The organism is Microbacterium aurantiacum, assembly GCF_002872075.1.
Classification (GTDB): domain Bacteria; phylum Actinomycetota; class Actinomycetes; order Actinomycetales; family Microbacteriaceae; genus Microbacterium; species Microbacterium aurantiacum_A.
On sequence record NZ_PGGU01000004.1, the window covers coordinates 192,153 to 213,625 of the forward strand.

Annotated in this window: 21 protein-coding genes and 1 tRNA gene; 13 read left to right on the forward strand and 9 right to left on the reverse strand. The window is 68.1% G+C overall.

Going from position 1 to position 21,473, the window contains the following annotated elements; translation table 11 throughout:
* The first annotated feature begins 10 nt into the window (after positions 1-10).
* The 3 genes from CUR96_RS02590 (at position 11) to rplL (ending at position 2,978) form a co-directional block, all read left to right on the forward strand.
* Positions 11-1,804: a glycoside hydrolase family 15 protein gene (locus CUR96_RS02590; RefSeq protein ID WP_180968910.1), complete on the forward strand. Its 1,794-nt coding sequence runs from the start codon at positions 11-13 to the stop codon at positions 1,802-1,804.
* Positions 1,805-2,064: 260 nt separating this feature from the next.
* Positions 2,065-2,553 carry a 50S ribosomal protein L10 gene (rplJ, locus tag CUR96_RS02595; protein ID WP_102191731.1) on the forward strand — a complete coding sequence of 163 codons (489 nt, stop codon included), beginning with the start codon at positions 2,065-2,067 and terminating at the stop codon, positions 2,551-2,553.
* A 47-nt stretch (positions 2,554-2,600) separates the two neighbouring features.
* Entirely contained in the window at positions 2,601-2,978 is a 378-nt protein-coding gene (gene rplL, locus CUR96_RS02600) for a 50S ribosomal protein L7/L12 (RefSeq protein ID WP_102191732.1), read from the forward strand.
* A gap of 99 nt (positions 2,979-3,077) precedes the next feature.
* On the opposite strand, the gene CUR96_RS02605 is transcribed toward rplL, so the two are convergent.
* The gene (locus CUR96_RS02605) at positions 3,078-4,094 is read right to left on the reverse strand and encodes a LacI family DNA-binding transcriptional regulator (RefSeq protein WP_102191733.1); all 1,017 of its coding nucleotides are present in this window, start codon (positions 4,092-4,094) and stop codon (positions 3,078-3,080) included.
* A 262-nt stretch (positions 4,095-4,356) separates the two neighbouring features.
* On the opposite strand from CUR96_RS02605, the gene CUR96_RS02610 reads away from it, so the two are divergent.
* The 8 genes from CUR96_RS02610 (at position 4,357) to CUR96_RS02645 (ending at position 13,430) form a co-directional block, all read left to right on the forward strand.
* Positions 4,357-5,676 (forward strand): ABC transporter substrate-binding protein, encoded by a 1,320-nt coding sequence (locus CUR96_RS02610; protein ID WP_102191734.1) that lies wholly within the window; start codon positions 4,357-4,359, stop codon positions 5,674-5,676.
* Positions 5,677-5,779: 103 nt separating this feature from the next.
* Complete coding sequence (locus CUR96_RS02615) at positions 5,780-6,919, forward strand: carbohydrate ABC transporter permease (protein WP_102191735.1); 1,140 nt, start codon at positions 5,780-5,782, stop codon at positions 6,917-6,919.
* A complete protein-coding gene (locus CUR96_RS02620; RefSeq protein WP_102191736.1) occupies positions 6,916-7,875 on the forward strand; it encodes a carbohydrate ABC transporter permease in 960 nt (319 codons plus the stop codon). Before CUR96_RS02615 ends, CUR96_RS02620 begins: the two co-directional genes overlap by 4 nt.
* A gap of 90 nt (positions 7,876-7,965) precedes the next feature.
* Positions 7,966-9,342, forward strand: a complete 1,377-nt coding sequence (locus tag CUR96_RS02625; RefSeq protein WP_102191737.1) for a cystathionine beta-synthase — start codon at positions 7,966-7,968, stop codon at positions 9,340-9,342.
* 64 nt (positions 9,343-9,406) lie between these two features.
* A complete protein-coding gene (locus tag CUR96_RS02630; protein WP_102191738.1) occupies positions 9,407-10,561 on the forward strand; it encodes a cystathionine gamma-synthase in 1,155 nt (384 codons plus the stop codon).
* Positions 10,562-10,756: 195 nt separating this feature from the next.
* A complete protein-coding gene (locus tag CUR96_RS02635) occupies positions 10,757-12,136 on the forward strand; it encodes a multidrug effflux MFS transporter (protein ID WP_180968911.1) in 1,380 nt (459 codons plus the stop codon).
* Between the two features lie 31 nt (positions 12,137-12,167).
* Positions 12,168-12,818 (forward strand): phosphatase PAP2 family protein, encoded by a 651-nt coding sequence (locus tag CUR96_RS02640; protein WP_245861060.1) that lies wholly within the window; start codon positions 12,168-12,170, stop codon positions 12,816-12,818.
* 9 nt (positions 12,819-12,827) lie between these two features.
* The gene (locus tag CUR96_RS02645; RefSeq protein WP_180968912.1) at positions 12,828-13,430 is read left to right on the forward strand and encodes a GNAT family N-acetyltransferase; all 603 of its coding nucleotides are present in this window, start codon (positions 12,828-12,830) and stop codon (positions 13,428-13,430) included.
* 10 nt (positions 13,431-13,440) lie between these two features.
* On the opposite strand, the gene CUR96_RS02650 is transcribed toward CUR96_RS02645, so the two are convergent.
* The 6 genes from CUR96_RS02650 to CUR96_RS02675 form a co-directional block, all read right to left on the reverse strand.
* The gene (locus tag CUR96_RS02650; protein ID WP_102191740.1) at positions 13,441-13,902 is read right to left on the reverse strand and encodes a hypothetical protein; all 462 of its coding nucleotides are present in this window, start codon (positions 13,900-13,902) and stop codon (positions 13,441-13,443) included.
* 13 nt (positions 13,903-13,915) lie between these two features.
* Positions 13,916-14,404, reverse strand: a complete 489-nt coding sequence (locus CUR96_RS02655) for a hypothetical protein (protein WP_102191741.1) — start codon at positions 14,402-14,404, stop codon at positions 13,916-13,918.
* 4 nt (positions 14,405-14,408) lie between these two features.
* Positions 14,409-15,002, reverse strand: a complete 594-nt coding sequence (locus CUR96_RS02660; RefSeq protein ID WP_146008114.1) for a hypothetical protein — start codon at positions 15,000-15,002, stop codon at positions 14,409-14,411.
* 4 nt (positions 15,003-15,006) lie between these two features.
* Positions 15,007-15,729 carry a hypothetical protein gene (locus CUR96_RS02665; RefSeq protein WP_146008115.1) on the reverse strand — a complete coding sequence of 241 codons (723 nt, stop codon included), beginning with the start codon at positions 15,727-15,729 and terminating at the stop codon, positions 15,007-15,009.
* A gap of 126 nt (positions 15,730-15,855) precedes the next feature.
* Positions 15,856-15,943: transfer RNA gene (locus CUR96_RS02670), tRNA-Ser, on the reverse strand.
* A gap of 50 nt (positions 15,944-15,993) precedes the next feature.
* Positions 15,994-16,350: a DUF4406 domain-containing protein gene (locus CUR96_RS02675; RefSeq protein WP_102191744.1), complete on the reverse strand. Its 357-nt coding sequence runs from the start codon at positions 16,348-16,350 to the stop codon at positions 15,994-15,996.
* 56 nt (positions 16,351-16,406) lie between these two features.
* Here CUR96_RS02675 and CUR96_RS02680 point away from each other — a divergent pair, with 56 nt between their 5' ends.
* Together CUR96_RS02680 and CUR96_RS02685 are read left to right on the forward strand one after the other, a co-directional pair.
* Positions 16,407-17,135: a DeoR/GlpR family DNA-binding transcription regulator gene (locus CUR96_RS02680; RefSeq protein ID WP_102191745.1), complete on the forward strand. Its 729-nt coding sequence runs from the start codon at positions 16,407-16,409 to the stop codon at positions 17,133-17,135.
* A gap of 9 nt (positions 17,136-17,144) precedes the next feature.
* A complete protein-coding gene (locus tag CUR96_RS02685) occupies positions 17,145-18,038 on the forward strand; it encodes a rhodanese-related sulfurtransferase (protein ID WP_102191746.1) in 894 nt (297 codons plus the stop codon).
* 3 nt (positions 18,039-18,041) lie between these two features.
* Here the strand turns inward: CUR96_RS02685 and CUR96_RS02690 are convergent, their stop codons facing one another.
* Together CUR96_RS02690 and CUR96_RS02695 are read right to left on the reverse strand one after the other, a co-directional pair.
* The gene (locus CUR96_RS02690) at positions 18,042-20,291 is read right to left on the reverse strand and encodes a transglutaminaseTgpA domain-containing protein (RefSeq protein WP_102191747.1); all 2,250 of its coding nucleotides are present in this window, start codon (positions 20,289-20,291) and stop codon (positions 18,042-18,044) included.
* Positions 20,278-21,468: a DUF58 domain-containing protein gene (locus tag CUR96_RS02695; RefSeq protein WP_102191748.1), complete on the reverse strand. Its 1,191-nt coding sequence runs from the start codon at positions 21,466-21,468 to the stop codon at positions 20,278-20,280. The genes CUR96_RS02690 and CUR96_RS02695 overlap by 14 nt, the downstream gene beginning before the upstream one ends.
* Positions 21,469-21,473 lie beyond the last annotated feature (5 nt).

Genomic DNA, 21,473 nt, shown 5'->3' on the forward strand with positions numbered 1-21,473 from the left:
AATCGGTGCGATGCCTTCCCCCATCGAGGATTACGCACTCCTGAGCGACTGCCGCACAGGAGCGCTGGTGTCGCGAGAAGGCGACATCGACTGGCTGTGCCTGCCGCGCTTCGACTCGCCTTCGCTCTTCGGCGCGCTGCTGGGCGATGAGACTCACGGGCGCTGGAGTCTGCGGCCGAGCGATCCGGATGCCGCGTCGCAGCGGCGCTACATCTCCGACACCTTCATCCTCGTCACGCGCTGGGAGACAGCCGACGGGATCGCCGAGGTGCACGAGTTCATGCCCCTCCATCAGACCCGCACCGACGTCGTGCGGCGTGTGGTGGGCGTGTCCGGCCGCGTCGAGTTCGGTACCGAACTGCGGATGCATTTCGACTACGCGCGGACGCTGCCGTGGGTGCGCCAGGTCGGCACGCCCGAGATGCCGGCGCTGCATGCGACGGCGGGGCCCGAGGCGGTGATCGTCCGCGGAGCGGCGTTCGTCGCCGAGGATCACGTGCATCGTGCGACGCTGACCGTCCAGCCCGGCGACACCCGTGACCTCGTGCTGAGCCGGTTCCCCTCCCACGAGCATCCACCGCATCCGCTCGACGTGGAGGCCGCCGTCGCGCACACGCGCTCGTGGTGGCAGGGATGGGCCAGCGGCATCGAGCACGACGGCCCGCACCGCGACGAGGTGGTCCGCTCCCTGCTCGTGCTGCGGGCGCTGACCAACAAGGACACCGGGGGCATCGTCGCGGCTGCGACCACGTCGCTGCCGGAGGAGTTCGGCGGGTCGCGCAACTGGGACTACCGGTTCGTATGGCTGCGCGACACCGCCCTCACTCTCGAGGTGCTGATTTCGCACGGCTTCCTCGTCGAGGCGCATCACTGGCGACGCTGGCTGCTGCGCGCGATCGCGGGTGAGCCGGCCGAGGTGCAGATCATGTACGGCATCGCCGGTGAGCGGGATCTCGTGGAGCGGGAGCTGACGAGCCTGCCCGGCTACGAGAATGCGGGGCCGGTGCGGATCGGCAACGGCGCCGTCGAACAGTATCAGGGCGACGTCATCGGCGAGGTTCTGGTGGCCCTGGAGGCGGCGCGGATGGCGGGACTCGAGGAAGGGGATTTCTCCTGGCCGCTGCAGCGCGCGCTCATCGGGAACGTCATCGACGAGATTGATCGGCCGGACAACGGCATATGGGAGATCCGCGGCGAACCTCAGTGGTTCACGCATTCTCGCGTCATGATGTGGGCGGCCCTCGATCGGGGCGTGCGCGCCGTCCGAGAACACGGACTCCCCGGCGACGCCGCGCACTGGGAAGAGGTCCGTGATGCTCTGCGTCGCGAGATCGACGAGCGCGGCGTCGATCCCGAACTCGGCTGCTTCGTTCAGCACTACGGTTCGCGTGAGGTGGATGCCTCGTTGCTCGTGCTGCCCCAGGTGGGTTATTGCGCAGCCGATGATCCGCGGATGCTCCGAACGGTCGCGCAGATGGAGAAGACGCTGCTGCGAGACGGCTTCCTGCTGCGCTACCGCACGGAAACCGGTCTGGACGGTCTCCCCGGTGGTGAGCATCCGTTCCTCGCCTGCAGCTTCTGGCTCGTGGAGCAGTACGCGGGCAGCGGACGCATCGACGACGCCGTGGAGCTGATGTCGAGGCTGGTGGCGCTGAGCAACGATGTCGGGCTGCTCTCGGAGGAGTACGACGTCGCGTCAGGCCGCCATGCCGGCAACACGCCTCAGGCGCTCTCGCACCTCACCCTCATCCGTGCCGCGGATGCTCTCGCCGGGCATGCCGGGCGGGCGGCCGACCGGCGCTGACGGAACGCGCGGGTCATCGAGCGCCCTGCGCGATTTGTCCGGTACCGGGGCGTGAGGTACGCTGGGACCAACCGAAGACCGCTGGTCATCGTCGTGCGCGCAAGCGCAGGAGGATTGAAGCTCTGCAATGCAGGGGCCCGCGCAGGTGTCACGAACTTTCAAAGCTCCGTGCGCTTGCGCCGGGGCTTTTTTCATTGCAGTCCTGGTCGAGGTCGGTGCCTCACCACCGTGAGGCGCCTCGTAGACACCAAGGAGTGACCATGGCGCAGAAGGATGCATCGGTCGCCGAGCTCACGAAGTCATTCGAGAACTCGAACGCCGTCCTGCTGACCGAGTACCGCGGTCTGACGGTTGCCCAGCTCAAGCAGCTGCGTAACAGCATCCGTCAGGACGCCGAGTACGCCGTGGTGAAGAACACGCTGACCAAGATCGCCGCGAACAACGCGGGGATCAGTGCGCTGGATGACGACCTCAAGGGTCCGTCCGCCGTCGCATTCGTGCACGGTGACTTCGTCGCCACCGCCAAGGCTCTGCGTGACTTCGCCAAGGCGAACCCGCTTCTCGTGATCAAGTCCGGCATCTTCGAGGGCAACGCCCTCACTGCCGACGAGGTCAACAAGTACGCCGCGCTCGAGAGCCGTGAGGTTCTGCTGGCGAAGGCTGCGGGCATGATGAAGGCGACGATGGGCAAGGCTGCGGCCACCATCGACGCGCTTCGCGAAAAGCTGGAGACCGCACAGGCCGCGTAAGCGACCGGCGATCTTTTTCACAAACCCCATCTATTAGGAGATACATCATGGCGAAGCTCACCACCGAGGAGCTGCTCGAGCAGTTCGCTGGCCTGACCCTTGTCGAGCTCAACGACTTCGTGAAGGCGTTCGAGGAGAAGTTCGAGGTCACCGCTGCTGCCCCCGTCGCCGTTGCCGGCGCAGGCGGCGCTGCTGCTGAAGAGGTCGAGGAGAAGGACTCCTTCGACGTCGTCCTCGAGGCTGCTGGCGACAAGAAGATCCAGGTCATCAAGACGGTCCGCGAGCTCACCTCGCTGGGCCTCGGCGAGGCCAAGGCTGTCGTCGACGGCGCGCCGAAGGCCGTCCTCGAAGGCGCGACCAAGGAAGCTGCCGAGAAGGCGAAGGAGGCCCTCGAGGCCGCCGGCGCCACCGTCACCCTCAAGTAATCCGGTCCGGGTCGAAGCGCAGCGCGCCTCGACCCGGCATCTGGAACGCTTTCGAAAGCCCCGAGTTCACGCTCGGGGCTTTCGTGCGTCCGGGCCTGCTCAGCGCACAGGGGCGGTGGAGTTGCGCACCACGAGAGCGGATGCCGCCACCACGTGCTCGACCGGAGCGGCTGGGTCCTCGATGCGCTGCTGCAGCAGGCGGACGGCCTCGCCGCCCTGATCGCGTGGCCGCTGACGGATCGTGGTCAGTGCGAACATCTCGGCGTGCTGGTGGTCGTCGATGCCCACGACGCTCAGTTCTGCCGGCACCGAGATCCCGAGGCGCCGCGAGGCGATGATCGCCCCGATCGCCGCTTCGTCGCAGATGCCGACGATCGCGCTCGGCCGGTCGCGGCGGTCTCCGAGGAGCTCGGCAGCCGCCCCGTACCCGTCCGGCATGCTGCCGGTTCCCACACCTGCACCGTCAGCGATCCGCACCTGCGCGCCGAGTCCGGCGGAGGACATCGCATCTCGATAGCCGTCGACGCGGCGCGAATCGACGAAACTGCGGGTTGCGGTCTCGGCGGTGGTGCCCACGAGGGCGATCCTGGTATGCCCGAGCTCGATCAGATGCTCGGTCGCGATGCGTGCCGCCGCGGAATCGTCGATCGACACCGAACTCGCCCCCGCGACGGGCGGGCCGACCGTCACCAGCGGATGGTCCGCGCGCTGCACGCGTTCGAGCTCGTGAGGGCCGGGCTGGATGCCCGCGAGGATGAGCCCGTCGAATCGCTTGCGCGGCAGGACGCTCTCGAACAGGCGCGCGCGCTGGCCGGAATCCTCGCCGAAGCCGTAGAGGGCGAGATCGTAATCCAGCGAGAGAAGTGACTCCTGGATGCCGGACAGCAGTTCGGCGAAGAACCAGCGCTCGATCGACGGCAGGACGACGCCGATGGTCTGGGTGCGCCCGGTGGCGAGGCTCGTCGCCGAGGAGTGCGCGACGTAGGAGAGGTCCCGCGCCGCAGCGGCCACCCGGGAGCGCGTCGCCTCGGACACGTAGCCCCGCCCCGTGAGGGCGCGGCTGGCCGTCGCCTTGGAGACGCCGGCACGCGCCGCGACGTCCGCGATCGTGCTCATCGGTCCTCCTCGACCTCGCCGTGCTCGACGACCGTGCAGCAGCGCACGAGCGTCGGTTCCTCAGGGTACGCGGAGGGGAACCGGTTCCACAATGACAAAGGGGCACCGATCGCCGAGAGCGTCGAATGGTTGCGCGCTTGTGACCGTTGCTTATTGTGCCGGGGAGCGGAAGACAAGTAGGTTGGCCTGGAATCGGTTCCCGAACGACGCCGGGGGTGGCGTCGGAGGAAGCGGGACCGCGTACTCGAAGAGGAGAATTCACATGGCTCTGTCACAGCGTTCACGGCGGCTCGCACCGCTCGCCCTGTTGGGGGTCGCGGGCATCGCGCTCGCCGGATGCGGTGCTCCCGGCGGCGCGCCGGACGGCGGCGGTGACGGCGGCGGTGGCGACAACACCGTCACGATCTACGGAACGATCGTCGAGGGAGAGGCCGATCTTCTTGCGGAGTCCTGGGCGGACTTCGAGAAGGAGAACGACATCGAGATCAAGTACGAGGGCAGCCAGGACTTCGAGACGCAGCTCGGCACCCGCGCACAGGGCGGCAACCCGCCCGACATCGCGATCTTCCCGCAGCCGGGTCTGTTCGCCGACTACGCCTCGCGCGACCTGCTGAAGCCGGCTCCTGATGCGGTCAAGAAGAACGCCGAAGAGGGCTGGACCCAGGGCTGGGTCGACTTCGGCACCTATGACGGCACCTTCTACGGTGCACCGCTGATGGCGAGCGTCAAGGGCTGGGTCTGGTACTCGCCGACGAAGTTCGCCGAGTGGGGCGTCGAGGAGCCGACGAGCTGGGAAGAGCTGCTCACGCTCACCCAGACCATCAAGGAGAAGAGCGGCGCCGCACCGTGGTGCGCGGGCTTCGAGTCGGGTGTCGCGACCGGCTGGCCGGGCACGGACTGGATCGAGGACCTCGTGCTCCGCAATGCCGGCGCCGACGTCTACGACCAGTGGGTCAAGAACGAGATTCCCTTCACCGACCCGCAGATCAAGGCGGCCTTCGATGAGACCGGCAAGCTGCTGCTGAACCCGGAGTACGTCAACGGCGGCTTCGGCGACGTTCGCTCGATCAACTCGACCGCGTTCGGCGACGTGGCACCCAAGGTGGCCAGCGGCGAGTGCGCGCTGACGCACCAGGCGTCGTTCCTGTCGGGCTTCTTCCCCGAGGGCACGAACATCGCCGAGGACGGAGACGTCTGGGCGTTCCTGCTGCCGAGCAAGAGCGAGGACGAGATGTTCATCACCGGCGGTGGCGAGATCGTCGGCGCGTTCAGCGAGGACGAGGCGACGCAGAAGGTGCTCGAGTACCTGTCCAGCCCCGAGTGGGCGGACAGCCGTCTCGCTCTGGGCGGCGTGACCTCGGCGAACAAGGGCGTCGACGTCGACGCCGTCGAGAACCCGATTCTGCAGGAGTCGATCAAGCTGCTGCAGGACGACTCGGTGACGTTCCGCTTCGACGGCTCCGACCAGATGCCCGGCGCCGTCGGCTCCGGCACCTTCTGGAAGGGCATGGTCGCCTGGATCAACGGGACCTCCACGGACGAGGTCCTCACGCAGATCCAGACCGGCTGGCCGTCCAGCTGATCGGATGAGGAGGGCCGCCCCGACGGGCGGCCCTCCTTTCTCACACCGGTCCGCGCATGGTCGCGCGGACTGCTGATCAGCTCCGTCTCATGAAGGGGAATCCGTGAACGCGACTGTGTTCTTCCAATGGATCGGGGAGCTCCCGCCGATCCTCCAGGCCGTCGCCGTGGTCATCGCATTCGCGGTGGTCGTGGTGGCGATCCTGCTTCTCGTCGACATCGCGCCGCGCAAGGGCGCCCTCTACACCGGCATCCGTCTCGCGATGTGCCTGCTCATCCCGCTCGCGGTGATGTGGTTCTTCAACTCCTTCTACTGGGCGATGGGCGTCGCGGTCGCAGTCGGAGCGCTGTTCTTCTTCCTGGATTACCGATCTCGCGACGGCGCGGGGTACCTGATCCAGCTGGTCGCCTTCATGGCCCCGGCGATGCTGCTCCTCCTGGCCGGCCTGATCCTGCCGTCTATCCAGACCGTGTACGCGTCGTTCTGGAACTCGACCGGCAATGACTTCGTCGGCTTCTCGAACTATCTCTGGATCTTCACGCAATCCGATGGCGTCAGCTCGGTCGTGAACACGATCGTCTGGGTGCTGCTGGTCCCGACGCTCTCGACGCTGATCGGCCTCGCCTACGCGGTCTTCATCGACAAGACCCGCGGCGAGAAGATCTACAAGCTCCTGGTCTTCATGCCCATGGCGATCTCGTTCGTGGGCGCGAGCATCATCTGGCGTTTCGTGTACGCCTACCGCGGTCCCGAGTTCGAGCAGATCGGCCTTCTCAATCAGATCCTGGTCTGGTTCGGCGGAGAGCCGCAGCAGTTCCTGCTGAACGGGCCGTGGAACAACCTCGCTCTCATCGTGGTGCTGATCTGGGTGCAGACCGGTTTCGCGATGGTGGTGCTCTCCGCATCCATCAAGGGCGTCCCGGCCGAGCTGCTGGAAGCAGCCGAACTCGACGGTGCGAACGCCTGGGAGCGCTTCTGGTCGGTGACGATCCCGTCGATCCGGCCGGCGCTCATCGTGGTGCTGACCACGATCTCGATCGCCTCGCTGAAGGTCTTCGACATCGTCCGCACGATGACCGGCGGAAACTACGGGACATCGGTGCTCGCGAACGAGATGTACACCCAGTTCTCCAAATTCGAGGCGGGACGCAGTGCTGCGCTCTCCGTCATCCTGTTCATCCTGGTGCTGCCGATCGTGATCTACAACGCGCGCCAGATCAAGAAGCAGCGGGAGATCCGATGACCGACACGATGAAGTCAGACGCCGGCCAGAGCACGAGGTCGATCACGACCGGCGGCCGGTTCGAAGCATCCGCCGGACGCGCGCGCAAGCGCCTCAGCCGCCCCTGGGCGACCGTCGCCTCGATCGTCATCGCCGTGGTGTGGACCATCCCGACAGTCGGGCTGTTCATCTCGTCGTTCCGCAACAGGGACGCGATCGAGACCACCGGCTGGTGGACGGTCTTCACCAACCCGCAGCTGACCCTCGACAACTATTCGGCCGTGCTGCAGTCCGGCACCACGCAGCTGACGATCCTGGAATCCTTCTTCAACTCGATCGTGATCACGATCCCCGCCACGATCATCCCGCTGATGATCGCGGCGATGGCCGCGTACGCGTTCTCGTGGATCGAGTTCAAGGGACGCAACGCGCTGTTCATCTTCGTGTTCGCGCTGCAGATCGTGCCGATCCAGATGGCGCTGGTGCCGCTGCTGTCGTCGTTCTCCCGGGGTATCAACCTGTTCGGTGTCCAGGTCACGCTGGGTCTGGACGTCGCCGGCGGTTACGCGCAGGTCTGGATCGCCCACACCATGTTCGCGCTGCCGCTCGCGATCTACCTGCTGCACAACTTCATGTCGGAGATCCCCGGCGAGATCATCGAGGCGGCTCGGGTCGACGGCGCCTCGCGCGGGCAGATCTTCTTCCGCGTGGTGCTGCCGCTCACGATGCCCGCCATCGCATCGGTCGCGATCTTCCAGTTCCTGTGGGTCTGGAACGACCTGATCGTCGCGCTGGTGTTCGCCGACGGAGCCGCGTCTCCGATCACCAAGGTGCTCGCCGAGATCACCGGACGAGGCGAGGGCTGGTACCTCCTCACGGCAGGCGCCTTCGTGTCGATCATCGTTCCGCTGATCGTGTTCTTCTCGCTCCAGCGATACTTCGTCCGGGGCCTTCTGGCGGGGTCGACCAAGGGCTGACCGTTTCCCGGAGACAGTGAACGGGGGCGGAGGCCGCGGCGGGGCGCAACACAGCCCCACCCGCAGCATCCGCCCCCGTACGCTGAAACCATGAAGTACGCAGAGTCCATCGTCGACCTGGTCGGCGACACGCCCCTCGTGAAGCTGCAGCACGTCACCGAGGGCGTCGCGTGCACGGTTCTCGTCAAGCTCGAGTACCTCAATCCCGGCGGCTCGGCGAAGGACCGCATCGCGACGCGGATCATCGACGCGGCAGAGGCATCGGGCGAGCTGAAGCCGGGCGGCACCATCGTCGAGCCGACCAGCGGCAACACCGGCGTCGGGCTCGCGCTGGTCGCCCAGCAGCGCGGTTACAAGTGCGTCTTCGTGCTCCCCGACAAGGTCGGCGAGGACAAGATCGACGTGCTCCGGGCGTACGGCGCCGAGGTCGTGGTGACCCCGACCTCCGTTCCCGCCGAAAGTCCCGAGTCGTATTACAGCGTGAGCGATCGCCTCGCCCGCGAGATCCCCGGCGCCTTCAAGCCGAACCAGTACGAGAACCCGAACGGGCCGCGGAGCCACTACGAGACCACCGGGCCCGAGATCTGGCGCGACACCGACGGCGGGATCACACATTTCGTCGCGGGCGTCGGCACCGGCGGCACCATCACCGGAACCGGCCGCTACCTCCGCGAGGTCTCGGACGGCCGGGTGCGCATCGTCGGCGTCGATCCCGAGGGCAGCGTCTACAGCGGCGGTACCGGTCGCCCGTATCTCGTGGAAGGCGTCGGCGAGGACATCTGGCCCGGCGCGTACGATCCGAGCGTGCCGCACGAGATCGTCGCGGTGAGCGACGCCGACGCCTTCGCGATGACGCGTCGGCTGGCCCGCGAAGAGGGGATCCTCGTCGGCGGTTCCAGCGGGATGGCCGTGATCGGCGCGCTGCGAGTCGCGCGAGAGTTGCCGCCGGAAGCGGTGGTGGTCGTTCTCCTGCCCGACGGCGGACGCGGTTATCTCAGCAAGATCTTCAACGACGGCTGGATGCGCTCGTACGGCTTCAGCGAGGTCGAGGAGGGCGAGACGGTGGCTCAGGTGCTGGCCGCTCGCCCGGCGCGGAAGGATCACGGCATCCCCGACCTGGTCCATGCGCACCCGAGCGACACGGTGCTGGAGGCGATCGGATTGATGACCGAGTTCGACGTGTCGCAGCTCGTCGTCCTCAGCGCCGAGCCACCGGTGATGATGGGCGAGGTCGTCGGGACCGTCGATGAGAAGGGGCTGCTGGATCTGCTCTTCCGCGGCGAGGCATCGCCTGCCGACGCCGTGGGCGCGCATGTGGGGGAGCGGCTCCCGCTGATCGGCATCCATGCGCCCGTCGCCCAGGCACGGGCCGCGCTCGCCGATGTCGACGCGCTTCTCGTGACCGAAGCCGGCAAGCCGCACACGGTGCTGACCCGGCAGGATCTTCTCGCGTACCTCTCCCGCTGATGAAGCCGTCGCCGGGCGTAACAGCGGCGGATGCGACCTTCGAGGCGGACGTAGGCTGAGAGGCATGTCCGACCACGCTTTCGCCACCCGAGCCATCCACGCAGGGCAGGAGTTCGACCCGACGACGGGGGCGATCATCCCCCCGATCTACCAGACCTCCACCTTCGTGCAGGACGGCATCGGCGGTCTCCGGAACGGGTACGAGTACAACCGGGCGGCCAACCCGACGCGTTCGTCGCTCGAGACGCAGCTCGCCGCGCTCGAGGGCGGCACCGCCGCGCTGTCGTTCGCCTCGGGGCTCGCCGCCGAAGACGCCCTGCTGCGTGGTCTGCTGAAGCCGGGCGACCACGTGCTGCTCGGCAACGACGTCTACGGCGGCACGTACCGCCTGCTCACGAGAGTGCTCGCGCCGTGGGGGATCGAGACGACCACCGTCGAGCTCGCCGACACCGACGCCCTCCGCGCCGCGATCCGTCCGCAGACGAAGATCGTCTGGCTGGAGACTCCGAGCAACCCCCTTCTCAAGATCGTCGACGTCGAGCAGATCGCCGAGATCGCGCACGCTGCCGGCGCCGTCGTGGTCGTCGACAACACCTTCGCCTCCCCGGCACTGCAGCAGCCACTGGCGCTCGGAGCAGACCTCGTCGTGCACTCGACCACGAAGTACCTCGGCGGGCACTCCGACGTGCTCGGCGGCGCCGTGGTGTTCGGCGACGACCGCTTCTTCGAGCAGGTGAAGTTCCAGCAGTTCGCCGTCGGCGCCGTCTCCGCTCCGCTGGACGCCTGGCTCACCACCCGGGGCATCAAGACCCTGGCACTGCGGATGCGGCAGCACTCCGAGAACGCGCAGGCCATCGCCGAGTGGGCGCAGTCCCGCTCCGAGATCGAGACGGTGTTCTTCCCGGGGCTCGCTTCGCACCCCGGTCACGACATCGCGGCCCGCCAGATGAGCGGCTTCGGCGGGATGCTGTCGCTCGGTCTCGCCGACGGAGCAGCGGCCGCGCGCGCCTTCGCCGAATCGACAGAGCTGTTCCAGCTCGCGGAGTCCCTCGGCGGCGTCGAATCGCTGATCGGATACCCGTCGGAGATGACGCACGCCTCGGTCCGCGGCACCCCGCTCGCCGTTCCGGAGAACGTCGTGCGCCTGTCGGTCGGCATCGAGGACGTCGCCGACCTGATTGCCGATCTGGAACAGGGACTGGCCCGTCTCTCCCGCTGAACGTGGCGTGGCCGGAAACGCGTCCTCGAGGGGCCGCCCGGATGCGTTTCCGGCCTGGAAGCGGAGTATCGACCGCGCTTCCGGTGGACAGGGGGCTTCGGCGACGGGCGGCGGGGACGATACGATGGATGCTTCTCTTCCGATCGAATCGATTCGAATCGGCATGCCCGCACCCTGAACTCCGGAAGGACCGTCGTGTCCGACGCTCCGCGCACTGACTCCACCCCGACGCCCCGATCGAACGCGACCCCGGCGGTCGAACGCACCTCGACCGGCAGCATCCGCACCTCCACGCCGACGGGCGCGATCCGCACGCTGGGGTCGAACCCGGCCACGGCGCCGATCATGCTGCACCCGGGGGATTCGATCCCCACTGCTCGTCGAGTGCTCTACATCATCCTGCTCGGCGCGCTCACCGCACTCGGGCCGTTCACGATCGATCTGTACCTGCCGGCGTTCCCGGTGCTGGAGAAGGACTTCGACACCACGGCGGCCGCGATCCAGCTGACCCTCACCGGCACGATGATCGGCTTCGCGGTCGGGCAGCTCGTGGTCGGCCCGCTCAGCGACAAGGTGGGACGCCGCGTTCCCCTCATCGCGGTCACGGCGCTGCACGTGCTCGCCAGCGTCGCCGCCGCATTCGCCCCGGATCTTGGGCTGCTCAGCGCGGCACGCGTGCTGATGGGCATCGGCGCCGCGGCCGGAGGTGTGGTCGCGATGGCGATCGTGCGCGATCTCTTCGGCGGACGCCGGCTCGTGGTCATGCTGTCGCGGCTCGCGCTGGTGTCCGGTGTGGCACCGGTGGTGGCGCCGTTGATCGGATCGTGGTTGCTGACGCTGATGCCGTGGCGCGGGATCTTCGGATTCCTCGCCGTCTATGGCGCCGTGATGCTGGTCTCCGCGATCGTGTTCATCCCGGAGACCCTTCCCAAAGCCCGTCGCACGGGGCGCGGCGGTGCGACGATGCTGCAGCGGTACCGTTCCGTCCTCTCCGATCGTGTGTTCATCGGCGTGCTGATCATCGGCGGGATGACATTCTCCGGGCTGTTCTCCTACCTTTCGGCATCGCCCTTCCTGTTCCAGCAGACGCACCAGCTCGACCCGCAGCAGTACGGCCTCCTGTTCGCCGCGAACTCGCTCGGCCTGGTCATCGGCGTGCAGATCGCGTCCCGGCTCGCCGCCCGTTTCGGGCCGCAGTGGGTGATGGCCTACTCGACCGCCGTGCTCCTGGCGGCGGGAGCGGCGATCATCGTCACCGATCAGCTCGGGCTGGGCCTGTGGGGAACGGTCATCCCGCTCTTCGTGTTCATGACCGCCTGCGGGTTCACCTTCCCCAACGTGCAGGTGCTCGCGCTCGACCGGCACGGCAAGGCGGCGGGCACCGCCGCCTCGATCATCGGTGCGAGCAACTTCGGCGTCGCCGGTTTCATCTCGCCGGTCGTCGGCTGGATCTCGCACGATGCCGGCATCACCGCGACGACGATGGCCTCCGTCATGGTCGGCTGTGCCGTGATCGGCGTCCTCTCGCTGTGGCTGATCGTGCGCCCGCGCACGGTGGGGATGCTCACTCCCTGATCGCCCAGCCGGCGTCGGCCAGAATGGAACGATGAACAGGCGAATGCTGCTGTGGTGGGGTGTCAGCTGCCTCTTGGCGGCGACGGCGCTGGGCTCGATCGTCGTGCTCGGCTTCGGAGACACTCCGGCGATCGATCACTGGTGGAACACGGTGGTGATCGATCAGCGGGCACCGTGGGTCATCGACTTCGCCCATGTGCTCAACTTCGCCGGCGGCAGCAGCGGAACGATCTTCGTCATCGCACCACTCCTGATCGTGGGCCTGCTCCTCACCCGGCGATGGCGATCAGCCGCGTTCGCGGTGACGGCGATGGTGACCAGCGCCCTCGCCGTTCAGGCGCTCAAGCAGCTCTTCGGGAGGGCACGGCCCGCCGACATGCTCGTCGCCTCCGACTACGGGTCGTTCCCCTCGGGCCACGTCGCGAACGCGGCGACCATCGCCCTCGTGATCTGGGTGATCTTCCCGCGGGTGTGGACCGCTCTTCTCGGTGCGCTGTGGGTGCTCGGGATGGCGTACTCGCGCACTCTGCTCTCGGTGCACTGGGCGACGGACACCCTCGGTGGAGCGCTGACCGGCGCAGGCGCGGTGCTGCTGGTGGCAGCTCTGCTGAGCGACTGGGTGCAGGGCCGGAACCCGCCGTCGGATCCGCCGATAGTCTGGGAAGCCCCCCGCCCGTCCTGAGGAGTCCTCGTGCCCCGCATCCGTCCGTATCGTCCCGCCGATCGCGCCGCGATGTACGAGATCTGCGTGAAGACGGCGGACGCCGGTGCCGATGCGACCGGCATCCTCTCCGACGACGACCTGTGGGGCGACATCTTCGCCGTTCCGTATGTGGAACGTCATCCCGACCTCGCCTGGGTCGTCGAGGCCGATGACGCACGCGTCGTCGGTTACATCGTCGCGACGGATGACACGGATGCCTTCGAGCAGTGGTTCCGCGACGAGTGGTGGCCGCCGCTGGCGGCGCGCCATCCTCGGCCGAGCGAGGTCGTCACGCGCGAGGACCGGATCGTCGAATCCGCTTACGACCGTGCTCCGGGCCGCGACGCGAACGTCGCGGCGTACCCCGCGCACCTGCACATCGACCTGCTCCCGGAGACCCAGGGCCAGGGGCTGGGGCGGCTGCTCATCGAGACCCTCTTCGCCGAGCTCACCCGTCGCGGGGTGCGAGGCCTGCACCTCGGCATGGACCCGAAGAACACCGGTGCTGCGGCCTTCTACGAGCGTCTCGGCATGGAGCGCCTGCCGACGGGCCCGGATGCGCAGAGCTACGGCGTGCGTTTCGGCATGTGAGCGGGCGGGGCTACTGCCCGTTCGTCCGCAGCATCACGGAGATGCTCCCGATCGCTCTCGCGGTCGGTGTGTACCAGATGCTCAGGTAGCGGCGCCCGACCTGCCACTGGTCGCTGTCGCGACGTTCTTTCGTCGGATCGCCGAGCAGCGTACGCAGTTCCTCGCGCGATGTCGCGAGGGTGATGCCGTCGATGAGCCTGTCCGCGCCCGGGTATGCAGCCCAGCCGGTCTCAGGTCGGACCCGGATGACGATCTTGCAGAGCTCGTCGTCGCCGAAGAAGAACGCGGTGCCGGCATCGCGGTACTCGTACGTCAGCCAGTCCTTCTTCAGCACGCCGCCCTTCGGGTTGAGCCGCTGCTCGGTGATCTCCCCGAACAGCGCCAGGGATGCGTCGACCGCCGGGGCGCCCGGCTTCTCTCCCAGTGCATCGAGGAGCGTGGTGATCTCACCGCTGATCGTCGTCGCTGTCATGGCCTGCCGTGCCTCACTTCTCGTCTTTCGCCGCCTGCTGGGCGAGGAACTTCTGCATCACGTCGGACAGGGGCGGGCCGTCCTCGGCCGGGGCGATGTCGGCATCCTCGAGGGTGAACGAGCGCAGCAGTTCGAGCGCAGCCGCGCTCACCAGCAGATCGGTCGCGTCCGCGAGCACCAGGTCATCGCCCTCATCGACCGAACCCGTGGGGATCAGCCTGAGCCAGACGGGCGTCAGCGCGCGCTCGGTGATGAGTTCGTACTGCTCGCCCGTCGACGCTGTCGCCGGTTCGAGTTCGAATCCGGTGAGCCCGGATGCGCGCAGCGCGTCGGCGAGCCGCTCGCTCACGAACCAGAACGGCGATGTGGTGACGAGGTCGTCACCCATCCAGCCGTCGAAGACCAGATGCAGCGGCCCGGCGTCGGCGGCGCGTTGCGCCGGATCGTAGGTGTGGCCCGGAGCCAGACCGCCGGGGACCTCGGCGTCGACGTAGTAGTACATCTGCTCACCTCACTGGGGGATCGAAGAGATCGCCGAATGCATCGTCGATCAGCGTAGTGTAATCGAGCAGCTGCTCCCTGGTCGGCTCGGTTCCCAGGCGGTCGTAGTGGGCGTAGAACTGATTCCACATCTTGCGGATGGCGCTCAGATGCACGTCGTTGTTGATGCCCTCGGGGATGCCCCGGAGATTCTCGGGGGAGTGCATCTCGGAAGGCGTGATGGCCAGTCCGGGGTAGCGCGTGATCACGTTCTGCTCGACCGCGTGGTGGACGACGTCCGTGGGGTTCGCACGGTCGTACTCGTCGTAGAAATTGTCTCGATAGTTGTTGCCATCGGCATCGCCGAAGCTCGCGGGAACTCGGTGTCCTCCCGTCGCGTCAACGTCGGCGTCGGGAGCATCGTCGCGGGACGAGTCGTCGCGGTCCGGACCTCGCTGATGGGCGAGCACACTGTCACGTCTCCGAGTCTCCTCGACGATGTCGATCAGCTTCTGCCGTTGTCGGCGCGACTGCGTCTGCAACGAGGAAGCGAACTCGTCACCTGCCTTCGTGAGGGCTTCGATGATGTCATCGCTCAGCTTCTTCATCGGACTGGCCATGTCGTCACCCTGCCGTCGAGATCTGAAGCGCAGAGATCTGCGCGATGAAGTCCTGCCCGAGTCGCTCCTGGTCCTGCGCGGTGTGCTCCAGGTCGTTCGCCGTCTGCTCGAGCGCCTCGAGGTCGGCCTTGTACTCCGCCGCCTCGCCCAGCGCGCCTTCGACCAGCGGGGCGTCGAGCATCGTGGCGGCGATGGAGACGGCGACGTTCGTGAGCGGCTCGCTGACGAGCTCGAGGAGCTGGACCGCGAGCTGCTCGACCGCGATGTCGGTCGCGATGTCGAGGGCCACCTTGCGGGCGGCGATGATCGCCGCGTTGGCCGCGACGCTCCCGCCCAGTGTCACCACGGCGGTGGCCGCTGCGGCGGCGATCTGCGCGGCGGTGATGGTGAGCTCCGCGATCACCTTGATCTTGAGCGCCAGGACGGCGTCGGCGAAGATGTCGATGCCCTGCGCGGCAGGATCGAGCAGGTCGACCAGACGCTGCATGTTCGACTCGCGGTTGGCGTTCCAGGCGTTGGTGTACGCCCCGGCGGTCTGCGCCGACAGCGCGCTCGTCACATCGTCGTTGACGCGCTTGTTCGCCTCTTCGATCGAGCCTTCGAGGTCTTCCTTGAACTGCCGCACGATGCTCGCGGCCCGATGGATCTCGTCTTCGTCGAGCTGGGGCCATTCGTAGCCGAGCACGTCGAGCACCCAAGCCAGCTCGCCCGGAATGTTCATACCCATGATGTGCCTCCTGCTGTCGAAAGTAGGTGCAGGGACGCCGGGCGGGAATGGGGAGAAGTCCCCATGGGGGGTCGTGGGCATGAGAAAACCCCCGGAAAGCTCTCGCTTACCGGGGGTTTCGGTCATTGGCGGTGACGGCGGGATTCGAACCCGCGGTTGCTTGCACAACACACGCTTTCCAAGCGTGCTCCTTCGGCCGCTCGGACACGTCACCAGGAACAACCTGTCCATCCTATCCGATCGGCCGGGTGTCCCGTGACAGAGCTATGCGGCGGGCACCTCGTCGAGAGAGGAGTACACGGGCAGGCCCCGTTCCCTCGCGATGACGACGTCGTTGTCCGCACCCTTCGATTCGCCGGGAAGGCGCAGCACCGCATCGCAGTGCTGCAGCAGACGCGCGGCCACGTCATACATCACGTCGCTGCCGGCGGTCTCGGCGGCGTCCAAGCCGCGGAGCACAGGCAGCGCGACCCATTCGCCGATCATGGGGACGTGTCCGAGTCGGTGCAGGGGAGCGGCGGCGGCCTCGAGGCGTTCGAGATTGCGGGCGATCGCGTCGGCATCGCCGTCGGTTCCGGAGCGGTACGGGCCGGCGATGAGAATCAGGAGTGGTTTCGTCATAGCGGAGACTGTAGCGTTAACCGTGCAGAAATGTGAAACAACATGAAGGAGTGGGCATGCTGAGTGTGCAGCGCAAGGAGCATCTGATCGGTCTGCTTGCTCGCGAGGGCCGCATCGTCGCGAAGGACGCGGCGAATGAACTCGGAGTCTCCGAGGACTCCATTCGTCGCGACCTCCGCGAACTGGCCGCCGACGGTGCGTGCATCCGCGTCTACGGGGGTGCGGTCCCGGTGGCGGAGCGCCCGGTGCGCCAGCGTCAGGACATCGCCACGGCGAGCAAGGAACGCGTGGCGAGAGCCGCCGTCGTACGCATCCGCCCGGCATCCACCATCATCCTGGACGCCGGAACGACGACCCTCGCGATGGCGCGGATGCTTCCCCTCGAGTCGGCACTGACCGTCATCACCCCGAGCCCCGCCGTGGCGCTGGCAGTGGCGGAGCATTCGGATGCCCGGATCCTCCTGGTCGGCGGCGAGCTGAGCCGGCACTCGATGGTCACCGGCGGCGCCCTCGCGCTCGAGGCGATCGCGCACCTCGGGGCCGACGCGTTCTTCATGGGCGTGTCCGGGATCGATCCTCTGCACGGATTGACGACCGGCAGCGTCGACGACGCCGCGACGAAGCGGGCGCTCGCCGCGCGGAGCGCAGAGGTGTTCGTGCTCGCCAGTGAGGAGAAGATCGGTGCGGCATCGCGGTTCCCGGTTCTCGGTTTCGGCGAGATCACAGGGATCATCGTCGACCCGGAGGACCGCAACCCGCTCGTCGCTCAGCTGATCCCCGCGTAAAATCTCAGGGTGCCCACCCCGAAGATCGTGCTCTTCTATGCCTTCACCCCGCTCGCGGACCCCGAGGCCATCCGGCTCTGGCAGCGCGATCTGGGCGAGGCGCTCGGGTTGCGGGGGCGGCTGATCATCTCGAAGGACGGCGTCAACGGCACCCTCGGCGGCGATCTGCCCTCGCTGAAGAAGTGGGCGCGATCGTTCCGTTCCTACGCGCCCTTCAAAGACGTCGACATCAAGTGGAGCGAGGGCACCGGCGTCGACGCGGAGGGACACAGCCTCGACTTCCCGAAGCTCAGCGTGAAGGTCCGCGAGGAGATCGTCTCGTTCGGCGCGCCCGGCGAGCTGCGGGTCGACGAGGGCGGCGTCGTGGGCGGAGGAGTCCGGCTCACTCCCGAAGGGCTGCACGAGCTGATGGACGAGCGCGGCGAGGACGTCGTGTTCTTCGACGGCCGAAACGCGCTGGAGGCGCAGATCGGACGCTTCAAGAACGCCGTGGTCCCGGACGCGGAGACCACCCGTGATTTCGTCAGCCTGCTCGACTCGGGTGCGTACGACGATCTGAAGGGCAAGCCGGTCGTCACGTACTGCACCGGCGGGATCCGCTGCGAGGTGCTGTCCAGCCTGATGGCCTCCCGCGGCTTCGGCGAGATCTATCAGCTGGAGGGCGGCATCGTCCGCTACGGCGAGCGCTTCGGTGACGACGGCCTGTGGGAGGGGTCGCTCTACGTGTTCGACAGGCGCGGTTCGATCGACTTCTCGGATCGCGCCGCCGTGATCGGCGAGTGCGTGGGTTGCTCGACGCCCACCAAGCGGACGGCGAACTGTCCCGATCCCTCATGTCGCGTGCAGTACGTCGTGTGCGAGTCGTGCGCGGCGGTCTCCTGCCCGGAGCACGCCGCCGCCTGAGCGCTACGCGAGCAGCGGGGCATCCGCACCGCGCCAGGCGAACAGGGATCGCGGGAACAGCAGGGCGCTCACCCGGGAACGTCGATCCACGCTCCGATGCAGCTGTCGGAGGACCGAGGCGAGGGGTGCGGAGAGATCGCCGGCCTCCGCTCCGCTCCGGGCGTAGCTCGCCTGCTCGACGGCATCGATGAGCCGCTTCAGGGCAGCGGCATCCGCGCCGCGCTCGCGCGCAAGGGTCGCTCCGCGCGTGCGGGGAGTGTCGGCATCCGACACTCCGATCCCCAGATCCAGCAGGGTGTCCCGCAGCTCGGCCCAGGCGGCCATCGCGTCGCCGTCACGCGCGCGGCGGCCCCGGAAGGCGCGTCGGATGCGACGGATCAGGGCCGGAAGCAGCACGATCAGCAGAACGCCGCCGGCGCCGATCACGATCGGCATCGGGTCGAGCGCCCGCAGCGGTCCCGTCGCCCCGGCAGTGCCGCCGGCGTCGTCGCGCTCGATCTCCGGGTCGTCCGTGGCCTCTGCCCCCGGTGACGCGGTCGGCACAGGTGTCGCAGGGCCCCCTGGTCCCGTTCCGGTCGTCGTGGCCGGCTCGAACCGGGTCGGTACGCCGAGGGAGGCGGTCGGCTCGAACGGCACCCATCCGATGCCCTGGAAGTACACCTCCGGCCAGGAATGCAACTGGTCGCTCGTCACGGAGAACACCGACTCCTCGCCGCGCTCCTGGTCGGTGAGGAGGCCGGGAAGATAACCGACGACGATGCGCACCTGCATCCCCAGCTCTTCCGCCATCAGTGCGAAGGCGCCGGCGAAGTGGATGCAGTATCCGGCGCGCACGTCCAGGAACCGGGCGACGGCATCGGCGCCGGTGCCATCGAACTCCTCCTCGACCGGCGTATCGAGCGAGTAGGTGAACTCGCCGCGGAACCAGGTCTGCAGCGCGAGGAGCCTGTCGTAGTCGGTGCCGGCGTCGGCCGTCACCTCCGCGGCGGTCTCGCCGATCACAGCGGGCAGTTCGATCGGCGGGTCGTCCGTCTCGGCGGGCGGTGCGGCAGACGAGGCCCTGACCTGCTCGAGCGTCGGGGTGACCGCGACCGACGACACGGTGTAGTCGTTGCTGAGCGCGTCCGCCCGCTCGGATACGACCGTGCGGTTGGAGGGCATCACCATCCACGACGACGGCGCTCCCTGGATCCTGGTCGCGGCGTAGGGGACCGGCAGCCAGGCGCTGGACATCCGCAGGATCCGGATCGAGGTGCGCCGGCTGTCGGTCTCGACGTCCTCGTTCCAGTCGGGCGCGCCGAAGCCGTCGGACTGCGACTGCAGTTCGGACTCGTCAGGATGCCAGACACGGCCGTCGAACTGTGAGAGGGTCGCGAGTCTCAGATACGGGGCTGTCTCGCCCTCAGCGGCGACGGTCAGCACTTCGACCGGCGCCGGACGGCGCAGGTCGTCGCCGAGTTTCAGCGACGCGTTGACGGTGACGCCGACGCTCGACCCGGCCCAGCTCGCCGACACCGGCAGCCCGGGTGCGATCATCATGGTCGCCGCCAGCGCGACGACGCCGATCCCGGCCGTGATCGTCGGTGCGGCCCGGCTGGGCGCGTCCGGTCGTCGCCGAGCGGTGTAACCGAACAGCACCAGCATCAGCACCCCGAGCATCACGAACCACACCACGTTCGCGCCGCTGACGGTGACGATCATCGGCAGCGCGCCGACGACCGCCGCGAGGAGACCGGCGAGCAGAGCGATCCGCTGCGCGAGCAATTGATCGAGGAGGATCGCGACCACCGCGAAGCCGGAGGCGAGCACCAGCTGCAGCCCCGGCGTGGCGTTCAGCGGCGCCGCTCCGTAGGTGATCTCCTCCCACGCGCTGGAGGCGAGCGAGCCGAACACCGACCATGTGCTCGGGGTCGGCACGAGGCCGAAGAGCGCGGTGTCTCCGGCGACCAGCAGGGTCACGGTTCCGATGGCGGCCAAGGCCTGCGCGAGAAGGGTCCCGATGTCCCGCATCCAATCCGGCCGTCGTTGCCAAAGGGTCCGCATGCCGATCCCGGTGAGCGCAGTCACGACGATCACCGCGGTGGCGGCGAGCGACCAGGCACCCGGTTCGATCACGGCGGTGAAGGGCCACAGCGCGACGAACCCCGCGGCAGCGGCGAGAGCGCCCGGGACGAGCCGCTGGGTGGGCACCTCCTCATCCCGGCGCCACCGGATCGCGCCGGCGTCCTGGCGCTCGTGCTCACGCCGGCGCATCGCCGACCCCGGCTCGCTGCGGCAAGGCCTCTTCCCACGCATCGGCGATGTCGTCACCGAGCTCCGCCGTCGACCAGCCGTGCGCGGCGGCGGCCGTCATCGCCCCTGGCAGGGGCTCCGTCGCGAACAGCATCGCGGCCGCAGCTCCGGCCGGTCGCAGCAGAGCGGCGTCCTCCTCATCGATCCGCCCGGTGACGTACACGAGCGGGCCGGGGGGCGTGCCCCCGACGAGCGTCGGCAGGTCTCGGGAGTCACCGCGCGGCGACACCATCGCCAGCGCGACGAGCAGTCCGTCGCGGTCGTCTTCGTGCCCACGCAGCGTTCCGAGCACGTTCCCGGCACTGTCGATCACGTCGACGCTGTAGCCCTCCTGAACCAGGTGGATCGCGGCGGAGGCGCACAGCGAGACCGCGGTCTCGAATCGGGGGTCGGCGGTGTCGCCCGGGCGATCCCAGTGGGCGGCGCTGCGATCGAGCACGACGAGCGCGTCGGGGCTGGACTCCTCCTCTTCCTGCCGCACCATCAACTGGCCGCGGTGCGCGGTGGCCCGCCAGTGGATGCGGCGCATCGAGTCCCCGGAGATGTAGTGGCGGGGGGAGAGATTGTCGCTGCCCTGCCCGAGCCTGCTGGAGGACGTGTGCGCGGTGCCCCCCGCCGCGCCGACGCGGACGGTGAGAGGTGCGAGAGTGAAGACCTCGGGAACCACGGTCACGGTGCGGGTCTCGCCGAACTCCTGCTCCCGCTGGGCGAGGCCGAAGGGGTCGACGGTGCGCAGCATGAGCGGGCCGATCTGCCAGATACCGCGACGCACTCCGGTGATGACGTAGTCCAGCTGCCCGCTGCGCGGCGGGTACTCGCCGCCCGAATCGCCGACGACGGCAGCGGGGAGCACGTCGCGCCACAGGCCGTGCGGGATGCGGATGGCGCGCAGGTTGAACCGCAGCGTCACCCTGGACAGCTCGGAGACCGTGATCAGGTCGGTCGAGATCTGCCGGGTCACGGTGCCGGTGCGCCGAGGGAGCCGCACGACGAGAACCGCGAGCACGGTGAGCACGAAGAGCAGGATCCCGATGTAGAGCAGGATCGGCGCGGCGACGGCGTTCGCGAGGAGCACGCAGACGAGGCCGGCGAGAAGAGCCGCTGCTCCTCGCCCGGTGAGGGATCGCCGTCGTCGCATGTGTC

What these genes read in the sequence shown, in the direction of transcription:
- CUR96_RS02590 (WP_180968910.1), top strand. Translation starts at nt 11, where the DNA reads ATGCCTTCCCCCATCGAGGATTACGCACTCCTGAGCGACTGCCGCACA.
- rplJ (WP_102191731.1), top strand. Translation starts at nt 2,065, where the DNA reads ATGGCGCAGAAGGATGCATCGGTCGCCGAGCTCACGAAGTCATTCGAG.
- rplL (WP_102191732.1), top strand. Translation starts at nt 2,601, where the DNA reads ATGGCGAAGCTCACCACCGAGGAGCTGCTCGAGCAGTTCGCTGGCCTG.
- CUR96_RS02605 (WP_102191733.1), bottom strand. Translation starts at nt 4,094, where the DNA reads ATGAGCACGATCGCGGACGTCGCGGCGCGTGCCGGCGTCTCCAAGGCG.
- CUR96_RS02610 (WP_102191734.1), top strand. Translation starts at nt 4,357, where the DNA reads ATGGCTCTGTCACAGCGTTCACGGCGGCTCGCACCGCTCGCCCTGTTG.
- CUR96_RS02620 (WP_102191736.1), top strand. Translation starts at nt 6,916, where the DNA reads ATGACCGACACGATGAAGTCAGACGCCGGCCAGAGCACGAGGTCGATC.
- CUR96_RS02625 (WP_102191737.1), top strand. Translation starts at nt 7,966, where the DNA reads ATGAAGTACGCAGAGTCCATCGTCGACCTGGTCGGCGACACGCCCCTC.
- CUR96_RS02630 (WP_102191738.1), top strand. Translation starts at nt 9,407, where the DNA reads ATGTCCGACCACGCTTTCGCCACCCGAGCCATCCACGCAGGGCAGGAG.
- CUR96_RS02640 (WP_245861060.1), top strand. Translation starts at nt 12,168, where the DNA reads ATGAACAGGCGAATGCTGCTGTGGTGGGGTGTCAGCTGCCTCTTGGCG.
- CUR96_RS02650 (WP_102191740.1), bottom strand. Translation starts at nt 13,902, where the DNA reads ATGACAGCGACGACGATCAGCGGTGAGATCACCACGCTCCTCGATGCA.
- CUR96_RS02655 (WP_102191741.1), bottom strand. Translation starts at nt 14,404, where the DNA reads ATGTACTACTACGTCGACGCCGAGGTCCCCGGCGGTCTGGCTCCGGGC.
- CUR96_RS02660 (WP_146008114.1), bottom strand. Translation starts at nt 15,002, where the DNA reads ATGGCCAGTCCGATGAAGAAGCTGAGCGATGACATCATCGAAGCCCTC.
- CUR96_RS02665 (WP_146008115.1), bottom strand. Translation starts at nt 15,729, where the DNA reads ATGGGTATGAACATTCCGGGCGAGCTGGCTTGGGTGCTCGACGTGCTC.
- CUR96_RS02675 (WP_102191744.1), bottom strand. Translation starts at nt 16,350, where the DNA reads ATGACGAAACCACTCCTGATTCTCATCGCCGGCCCGTACCGCTCCGGA.
- CUR96_RS02680 (WP_102191745.1), top strand. Translation starts at nt 16,407, where the DNA reads ATGCTGAGTGTGCAGCGCAAGGAGCATCTGATCGGTCTGCTTGCTCGC.
- CUR96_RS02690 (WP_102191747.1), bottom strand. Translation starts at nt 20,291, where the DNA reads ATGCGCCGGCGTGAGCACGAGCGCCAGGACGCCGGCGCGATCCGGTGG.
- CUR96_RS02695 (WP_102191748.1), bottom strand. Translation starts at nt 21,468, where the DNA reads ATGCGACGACGGCGATCCCTCACCGGGCGAGGAGCAGCGGCTCTTCTC.